This window comes from Rhodococcus sp. GXMU-t2271, from assembly GCF_041414735.1.
GTDB lineage: Bacteria > Actinomycetota > Actinomycetes > Mycobacteriales > Mycobacteriaceae > Rhodococcus > Rhodococcus indonesiensis.
Genome location: NZ_JAUIZP010000013.1, coordinates 1 through 8895, shown reverse-complemented (window position 1 = coordinate 8895; position 8895 = coordinate 1). Strand labels below are relative to the sequence as shown.

Sequence of the window (8895 nt, the reverse complement as noted above, 5' to 3'; positions counted from 1 at the left end):
TGGGCTGCCGCCCACCGGTCCGCAGACGACGGACGGGGCCCCGGATTCGAAGCGGGGCCCCCTTCCTGCGTCGTGTACCGGCCGATCGAAAGACGTCGTCACTCGGTGACGACGGAGATCGCACGCTCGGGGCAGGATGCGGCGGCCTCGCGTGCGGCGTGCTCGTTGGCCGGGTCGTCGCCCCCGGGCAGGACGTACGCGTGGCCGTCCTCCTCGCGCAGCGCGAATACCTGCGGGGAGGTCATGAAGCACAGCCCGTGGCCCTGGCAGTGGTTCTCGTCGACAACAACCTTCATCGGTCGCTCCTTCCGTCATCCGGATATCGAGGATGCCAGCTCGTTGAACATTTGATTTGATGGCCGGGCTGGCGGTGTGATCTACACTACTATATCATCTGTTATAACCATTAGCAGGAGATGCCCGATCCGACGCAGGAGGGTCCACGCGATGGACAGCCGCAATCGTTGCCCCGTCATCAACTTCGACCACAACTCGCAGGAACACTCTGCCGATCCGGTCGCCTCGTACCGCAAGGTTCGCCAGAACGAGCGAGTCGCCTGGACGGAGGCGCACGGCGGGTACTGGGTGCTCAGCGACTACGACTCGGTCTTCGAAGCCGCCCGCGACGACGAGACGTTCTCGTCGGCGCGTAACGAATATGGGGGAGAAGGCCTTTCGGTCGTCATCCCGAAGACTCCGATGCACTTCCACATCCCCATCGAGCTCGATCCCCCGGAGTTCCGCAAGTACCGCAAGATCGTCAACCCGATCACCGCCCCCGCGGCCGTCGAGCGGATGAAGGCCCTCGTCGACCGCCACACCGCCGGGTTCATCGACAGCGTGATCGAGGACGGGCAGTGCGACCTCACCTCGGTCATCGCGGTTCCGTCCATCGTGACGGTGGACTGGCTCGGCCTCGACCTGGCCGACTGGAAGCGCTACTCCCATGCGCACCATCAGGCACTCGCCGGCATTCCGGGAAGCGACGACTACCGCCATGCGATGGAAGTCGACTTCCCCTACCTGGGTGACCGCATGCGCGAGACCATCCGGGCGCGACGCGAGAACCCCACCGACGACATCATCAGCTACCTCGTGCAGCAGGAGGTCGACGGCCGTCCGCTCAACGACTTCGAGATGTACTCGATCGTCGATCTGCTGCTCGCCGGCGGTGTCGGAACCACCGCGTCCCTGGTGAGCCAGGCCCTCGTGTGGCTCGCAGAGCACCCGGCCGTGCGGCAGCGGTTGATCGACGACCCGAGCCTGATGGACCACGCCGTCGAGGAGTTCCTGCGGTACTTCTCGCCCACCCAGGCGCTCGCCCGGACCGTCACCAAGGACACCGACTTCCAGAGCTGCCCCATGAAGAAGGGCGACCGGGTGCTGCTGTCGTGGTCGTCGGCCAACCGCGACGAGAAGCTCTTCGAGAACCCGGACGAGATCGACATCGAACGGTGGCCGAACCGGCACACCGCCTTCGGTATCGGCGTACACCGTTGCGCCGGATCGCATCTCGGCCGCTACATGTCCAAGACGCTCATCAGTCAGATCCTCGAGCGGATGCCCGACTACGAGGTGGACTTCTCCGCCCTCGAGCGGTACCCGCACCAGGGCACCAACATGGGCTGGCAGCGGATCCCGGCCACCTACACGCCCGGCCCGCGGGTGCTGTCGGACTACACCCTGTACTGAGGGGTGCCGAGCGCGTCCACCGCACCATCCGATCCATCGACAGGACAGGGGAACGCCGTGTTCAACGGCCGAAGAATCGTCGTCGTCGGCGGCGGCCTCGCGGGGCTCCGCACGTGTGAGGCGCTGCGCGCCGAAGGTTTCGACGGGGAGCTCGAGCTGCTCTGCGCCGAATCCACCCCGCCGTACGACCGGCCGCCGCTGAGCAAGTCCGTACTCCTCGAGCCGCAGGACACCACGTTCGACGTCGACTACGCGGCGCTCGGGGTCGAGCTGCGCCTCGGTGCCCGGGCCCGGTCGCTCGACACCGCCGCCCGCGTAGTGCACACCGACGCCGGCGAGCACTCCTACGATGCGCTCGTCGTCGCGACCGGGGCGGCCCCGGTCACCCTGCCCGGCGCGGGCCGGCAGCTCGTGCTCCGCACCGCCGCGGACGCCGAGCGTCTTCGCACCGAGCTGCGCCCGGGAGCCCGCGTCGTCCTCGTCGGTGCCGGCTGGATCAACGCCGAGATCGCCACGACTGCACTGGCTCTGGGCTGCTCGGTGACCTGCGTGGAGGCCGGGCCCCGGCCGCTCGCGGGACCGCTGGGCGCGCAGGTGGCCGAGCGCCTGCACGCGTGGTGGGACGGCGTCGATCTGCGCTGCGGCACCGGCGTCGGCGAGATCACGCCCGGCGGGCTGACACTGGACGACGGCACCGCACTCCCGGCGGACGTCGTCGTCACCGGTATCGGAGTGCGGCCCGACGTGGGCTGGCTGACCGGCTCGGGCCTCGAGATCGATCGCGGGGTCGTCGTCGACGAGTCGCTGCGAACCTCCGACCCGTCGGTGTTCGCCGTCGGCGACGTCGCGATGCGCTGGTCGCCCCGGTTCGGGACACGACTCGGCGGTGAGCACTGGGACGAGGCGCGCACCGGACCGGCGACGGTCGCCGGTGCACTCCTGCGGCCCCAGTCCCCGCCCGTCTTCGACCCGATCCCGTACTTCTGGAGCGACCAGTTCGGACACAAGATCCAATTCGTCGGACACAGAATCGAATCCGACGATATGGTGGTCCGCGAGGGTGCGGACGGCAAGTGGGGTGCGGCCTGGTTCGATGCCGCCGGGCAGCTCACCGCGCACCTGAGCGTCGATTCCCCCCGTCACATGGTGCAAGCCCGCATGGCGATCGATCGCCGTGCCGTCGTGGATCCGGACGCGATCCGGGATCTGTCGGCGCCCCTGCAGGCGCCGGCGCCGGCAGTGAAGTAGTACTCCCATCCCATCCAGCGAGTCGCCGTGGCGAGAGTCCGCGGTCGAGTGGAGGAACACAGCATGACCACAGCCACTCCCATCCAGTTGAAGAGCTACGACAAGCTGTTCATCGGCGGATCGTGGGTCGAGCCGTCCAGCGACGCGTTGATCGAGGTGATCTCCCCGATCAACGGTGAGGTCATCGCGACCGTGCCCGAGGCACGCGAGGCCGACATGGACCGCGCCGTCTCGGCGGCACGCAAGGCGTTCGACGAAGGCCCCTGGCCGCGGATGACGCCCGCCGAGCGCGCGGAGATCCTCGTGCGTGTCGGAAACGAGGTGAAGAAGCGGATCCCGGAGATGGCCGAGGCCTTCACTCTCGAACTGGGCGCTCCCGCAGCGGTGTCCACGCTGTTCCACCAGAACGCCGTCGACATGTGGGACGACGCGGCCACCTTCCACGAGCGTTTCGCGTTCGAGGAGGAGCGCACCTGGAAGGGCGGGCACGGCAAGGTCGTGCGGGAGCCCATCGGGGTCGTCGCGGTCGTGGTCCCGTGGAACGGTCCGGTCGCGACCGGCTCGCTGAAGATCTCGCCTGCGCTCGCCGCGGGCTGCACGGTGGTGCTCAAGCCGGCCCCGGAGGGGCCCGTCACCATGATGATGCTGGCCGAGGCGCTCGACGCCGCGGGCCTGCCCGAAGGCGTCGTCAGCGTCGTCCCGGCAGGACGGGAGGTGGGTGACTACCTCGTCAGCCACCCGGACGTCGACAAGATCAGTTTCACCGGCAGCACCGCGGCCGGTCGTGTGGTCATGAGCCGGGCCGCAGAGCGGATCAAGCGGGTCACCCTCGAACTCGGCGGCAAGTCGGCCGCGATCATCGCCGACGACATCGACCTCGACACCTTCCTGCCCGGCATGGTGTTCGGTGGCATCGGCCATTCGGGGCAGGTCTGCGCCGCCCTCACCCGCATCATCGTCCCGCGCGAGCGCCAGGAGGAGGTCGTCGAGGCGATCAAGGCGGTGATGGAGAGCGTGAAGGTCGGTGACCCGCGGGACGAGGACACGGTCCTCGGCCCCCTCGCCGCCGAACGTCAGCAGACGCGGGTGCTCGACTACATCGAGCTCGGGAAGAAGGAAGGCGCGCGGCTGGTGACCGGCGGCGGCAAGCCGGCGCACCTCGACCGCGGCTGGTACGTCGAACCGACCCTGTTCGCGGACGTCTCCAACGACATGCGGATCGCGCAGGAGGAGATCTTCGGACCGGTGCTGGTGGTGATCCCGTTCGATTCGATCGACGAGGCCGTCGCCATCGCCAACGACTCGGACTACGGGCTGTCCGGCTCCGTCTACGCGAAGGACGAGGAGCTGGCCCAGAGCATCGCCCGACGGGTGCGCACCGGCCAGATCTCCGTCAACGGCTACGCGATGTGCGTCGTGCAGCCCTTCGGCGGCTACAAGCAGTCCGGTCTCGGCCGTGAGGGGGGCATCGAAGGGTTCGATGCGTTCTTCGAGACCAAGCTGATCCAGCTTCCCTGATCCACAACGGATACCGGGGTGCGTCCGAGAGGAGGGCGCACCCCGCTATCCGGCACCGACGAAAGCGGAGGACCCGACATGACTGCGGTATCACCCGAACTCGCTCGCCGCGCGGAAGACCTGATGTACGCGTACGCGTCCGCCGTGGACGGGGGTGACCTCGACGCCCTGCGCGCGCTGATCACCGACGACGTCTCGATCATCCAGAACGGCAAGGAGGATGTGGGGCCGGAGGAGTTCGTCGGGGTCTACCGCGCCTTCGCCGAATCCGGTGCGGAGTTCTCCCGCCACGCGATCACCAACGTCCGCGTGACCGGCGAGGGCGACGGCCGGGTGCGGGTCGACGCGTACTTCGAGGCGACGGTGGCCGGCCCCGAGGGCACGCAGCGGCTGTACGGGCGCTACGCCGACACGTTCGCCGAGCGCGAGGGCGCGCTGCTCATCGAACGCAAGGACATCACGGTGGACCGCGTGCTGGAACAGCCGGCATCTGCGGCGGCGTACGCGCCGTACTGATCGAACGGGCAAGGGGCGGCGATTCGACGAATCGCCGCCCCTTTCCCGTGTCCTGGGGGCCGCCCTACGGGCGACCGCCGTGGGTGGCACCGACGCGGGTGGCCAGCAGGCTCGCATCGCGCGTGTGGCGACGGGCGGCTTCGGAGGAGTTCGGCGCCGCGCAGGCGTAGAGGGTGTCGCCTTCCGGGCCGCCGAGCATGCACGCGAAGACCCCGGTCGGGAACACGACCTCGGCGGTGATCGCGCCACCTTCCTCGACGCGGATGACCCGGCGGTTGAGAGCGTCGGCGACCCACACCGCGCCGTCGCTGTCGAGGCAGATGCCGTCCGGCGCGACCGCCGCGGCGCTCATCGCGGCCTTGACCGACTCGGTGGGCAGGTCCGGCCCGAACGCGGCCCAGGTGCGCTGCCCGTCGAGCCGGCCGTCGGCGCCGATGTCGAAGGCGGTCAGCTTGTTGCCCATGCTCTCCGCGACGACCAGCGTGCCGGCGGGGGTGATCACCATGCCGTTGGGGAAGCGGAGGTCGGAGGCCTCGACGGTGAAGGATCCGTCCGGCGCGACCCGGATCAGGTTGGCCGGCGCGATCGGGGTGTCGCGCTTGAACTCGAAGCCGAAGCTGCCCACGTAGGCGGTGCCGTCCTCGGCGACCACCATGTCGTTGAGCTTGCCGGTCGCGACCGAGGAGAGATCGGCGTGGACGACGATCTCGCCGTCGTGCTCGCGGCGCATGATCCGCCCGGACTCCATCGCGGTGATGAGCAGGCGTCCGTCGGGCAGCCAGCCGAGACCGGACGGCTCGTCGCCGGGAAGGGTGGCTTCGACGGTGACCGCACCGTCGGCGCCGATCGAGATCACCTCGTGCCGATAGAGATCCGAGACCCACACCCGTCCGTCGTGCCAGCGCGGGCACTCGAGGAAGGCACGGTCGGAGACGACGGTGTCGATGGGGCTCTGCAGCGCGGTGTCCTGGTTTCCGGCAGTCATGGTCGGTGGCCTTCCGTAGTAGATGCGGGGAGACAGCAGATGCGGGGAGACGCCCCGGACTCTCTCTTCCAAGCTAGACCAATCATGCGCATAGATAAAGGGCCGCGCGCGACCTATTGCAAATAATCATGCGTATGGTTATGGTGATGCGCATCACTCGTTGGGCGCCGACTCTGCGCATCGATCGGGAGTTGTCGACGTCTGTCGAAACCCATGCTGCACACGAAGGAGATGCCATGGCCCTCGATTCCGCCACCACCGCGTTCCTCGCCCAGATGGCCGAGGCGGGCGGTCCTCCGCTGCACGAGATGAGCCCGCAGGAAGCGCGCACGCTGAGTGACGGCTTCATCGAGTTGGTCGGCGCCGGACCGGAGATGGCCCGAGTCGACGACATCACCGTCCCCGGTGCCGACGGACACGAGGTGCCGGTTCGCGTGCTGGTCCCGGCCGACGACGCCCGCGGCGTGATCGTCTACCTGCACGGCGGTGGCTGGGTGGTCGGCAGCCTCGACGGCTACGACACGCTGGGCCGGCAGCTCGCCGAACGCACCGGTTGCGCCGTCGCCCTCGTCGACTACCGCCTGGCCCCCGAGCATCTGTTCCCCGCCGCTGCCGACGACGCCTGGACCGCGTTGCAGTGGCTCGCGGCGAACCGGACCGCCTATGCGGCCGCGGACGCCCCGCTGATCGTCGGTGGTGACAGCGCCGGCGGCAACCTCGCAGCGGTCGTCGCGCAGCGCGCCGTCCGGGAGAACGGGCCCGAACTCGCCCTGCAGTTCCTCGCCTACCCCGTCATCGACTGCGACTTCGACACACCCAGTTACCTCGATCCCGCGAACGAGCTCATGCTCACCCGCGACGCGATGGTGTGGTTCTGGGACCTGTACGTGCCCGAGGCGAAGGACCGCACCCGCTGGGAAGTCGCCCCGATCAACGCCGAATCGCTCGCCGGCGTCGCGCCGGCCGCGGTGCTGATCGCCGAGCACGACGTACTGCACGACGAGGGCCGCAAGTACGCCGAGGCGCTCCGCTCCGCGAGGATCCCCGTGCGCGAGAAGGTGTTCACCGGACAGATGCACGGCTTCTTCCAGTTCGTGAACATCCTGCCGGGCGCCAAGGACGGCATGGACTACGTAGTCGAAGCGGTCGAGGACGCGCTCGCCGGCGCGGACATCGCCCGATGACACCGGAGGCCGACATGGGATTCGAGAAGACTGCGGAGGAATTCGACGCGATCGTGGTGGGTGCCGGCTTCTCCGGCATCTACATGGTGCATCGGCTGCGGGAGATGGGGCTGACGGTCCGCGCCTTCGAAGCGGCCGAGGGCGTGGGTGGCACCTGGTTCTGGAACCGGTACCCCGGGGCCCGATGCGACTGCATCAGCATGGAATACGCCTACACATTCTCGCCCGAGCTCATCGACGAGTGGGAGTGGACCGAGCGCTACCCGGCACAGCCGGAGATCCTGCGCTACCTGAACTTCGCCGCCGATCGGCTGGATGTGAAGAAACACTTCCGGTTCCGGACCCGGGTCGACTCGGCTCGGTTCGACGACCACACCGACCGGTGGACGGTCACCACCGACTCCGGAGACGTCGCCGTCGCCAAGTATTTCGTCACCGCGGTCGGCTGTCTGTCCACGTCGCAGACGCCGGATTTCCCGGGGCTGGCGAACTTCCGCGGCGCGACGTACCACACGGCCGACTGGCCCAGCGAGGGCGTCGACTTCACCGGCAAACGGGTCGGGGTGATCGGCACCGGTTCGTCCGGCGTCCAGGTGATCCCGCTCGTCGCCGAGCAGGCCGAGAAGCTGACCGTATTCCAGCGGACGCCCGCGTTCAGCCTCGACTGCGGCAACCGTCCCCTCACCGAGGACGAGAAGCGCGAGTTCAAGGAGAACATCGAGACCTTCAAGGCCACCTCGAAGACCACCCCTTCGGGCCAGTACACCGACACCCTCGCGGTCAGCGCGCTCGATCACTCCCCGGAGGAGCGGTGGGCGACCTACGAGGAGCGATGGAACCGGCACCGGGCGATCGACCTCATCGCCGCCTACCCCGACCTGTTCACCAATCGGGAGGCCAACGAGACCATCGCGGAGTTCTTCCGCAGCAAGATCCGTGCGGTGGTGCAGGACCCCGAGCTCGCCGAACGCCTGTCGCCGCGGACACACCCGCTCGGCGCCAAGCGGATCACGCTGGACACCAATTACTTCCAAACGTACAACAGGGACAATGTCGAGCTCGTGTCGCTGCGCGAGGCGCCGCTCGAGGAATTCACGGACAAGGGCATCCGGGCCGGGGGTGTGGAGCACGAGCTCGACGCGGTGGTCCTCGCCACGGGATTCGACGCGATCACCGGTCCGCTGCTGAAGATGGACATCTCCGGCGTGGGCGGGCAGACGCTGCAGGAGAAGTGGCAGGACGGCCCCGTCACGTACCTCGGAATCGCCGTCGACGGGTTCCCGAACATGTTCATGCTCACCGGCCCCGGCAGTCCGAACGTGCTCACCAACGTGGTGTGTGCGATCGAGCAGCACGTGGAGTGGACCGCCGACTGCATCGAACGACTCGAGGAGCGCGGCGCCCGCCGGTTCGAGGCGCTCGAGCCGTACACGCACGACTGGACCGACCTGAACAACGAGCTGGCGAAGGGCACGCTCTACCCCGAGGGCAACTCGTGGTACACGGGCGCCAACGTGCCGGGCAAGCCGCAGGTGATCATGTCCTACGTCGGTGGGCTCAACACCTACCGCGAGATCTGCGACGACGTCGCAGCCGACGGCTATCGCGGTTTCGCCATCAAGTAAGGGGAAACGGCAACGGCAGGACGCGCATTCGCGGCTGCAGGCCGCGGCGCGTCCTGCCGCCGTTTCCGAGGTTCCGACGACGAGGAGTTCGTGGTGTCGCAGGGTCTGAAGTTGGGGTACAAGGCGT

General features: G+C 68.3%; 8 protein-coding genes. 6 read left to right on the top strand and 2 right to left on the bottom strand.

All coding sequences use genetic code 11. The annotated features are described in order from the left end of the window. Positions 1-98 precede the first annotated feature (98 nt). Positions 99-296, bottom strand: a complete 198-nt coding sequence (locus tag QYS60_RS05430) for a ferredoxin (RefSeq protein WP_003938422.1) — start codon at positions 294-296, stop codon at positions 99-101. A 151-nt stretch (positions 297-447) separates the two neighbouring features. Here QYS60_RS05430 and QYS60_RS05425 point away from each other — a divergent pair, with 151 nt between their 5' ends. The 4 genes from QYS60_RS05425 to QYS60_RS05410 all read left to right on the top strand — a co-directional run bounded on the left by QYS60_RS05425 (position 448) and on the right by QYS60_RS05410 (position 4974). Then, entirely contained in the window at positions 448-1692 is a 1245-nt protein-coding gene (locus QYS60_RS05425) for a cytochrome P450 (protein ID WP_371382611.1), read from the top strand. Between the two features lie 57 nt (positions 1693-1749). After that, positions 1750-2940, top strand: a complete 1191-nt coding sequence (locus tag QYS60_RS05420) for an NAD(P)/FAD-dependent oxidoreductase (RefSeq protein ID WP_371382610.1) — start codon at positions 1750-1752, stop codon at positions 2938-2940. A 63-nt stretch (positions 2941-3003) separates the two neighbouring features. After that, complete coding sequence (locus QYS60_RS05415) at positions 3004-4458, top strand: aldehyde dehydrogenase (protein ID WP_371382609.1); 1455 nt, start codon at positions 3004-3006, stop codon at positions 4456-4458. Between the two features lie 78 nt (positions 4459-4536). After that, positions 4537-4974, top strand: coding sequence for a nuclear transport factor 2 family protein (locus QYS60_RS05410; protein ID WP_371382608.1), 438 nt, complete (start codon positions 4537-4539; stop codon positions 4972-4974). Positions 4975-5038: 64 nt separating this feature from the next. Here the strand turns inward: QYS60_RS05410 and QYS60_RS05405 are convergent, their stop codons facing one another. Then, a complete protein-coding gene (locus QYS60_RS05405; RefSeq protein ID WP_268965698.1) occupies positions 5039-5959 on the bottom strand; it encodes an SMP-30/gluconolactonase/LRE family protein in 921 nt (306 codons plus the stop codon). A 236-nt stretch (positions 5960-6195) separates the two neighbouring features. Here QYS60_RS05405 and QYS60_RS05400 point away from each other — a divergent pair, with 236 nt between their 5' ends. Both QYS60_RS05400 and QYS60_RS05395 read left to right on the top strand, forming a co-directional pair. Continuing rightward, the gene (locus tag QYS60_RS05400) at positions 6196-7143 is read left to right on the top strand and encodes an alpha/beta hydrolase (RefSeq protein WP_371382607.1); all 948 of its coding nucleotides are present in this window, start codon (positions 6196-6198) and stop codon (positions 7141-7143) included. Positions 7144-7157: 14 nt separating this feature from the next. Further along, positions 7158-8768, top strand: a complete 1611-nt coding sequence (locus QYS60_RS05395) for an NAD(P)/FAD-dependent oxidoreductase (RefSeq protein ID WP_289379806.1) — start codon at positions 7158-7160, stop codon at positions 8766-8768. Positions 8769-8895 lie beyond the last annotated feature (127 nt).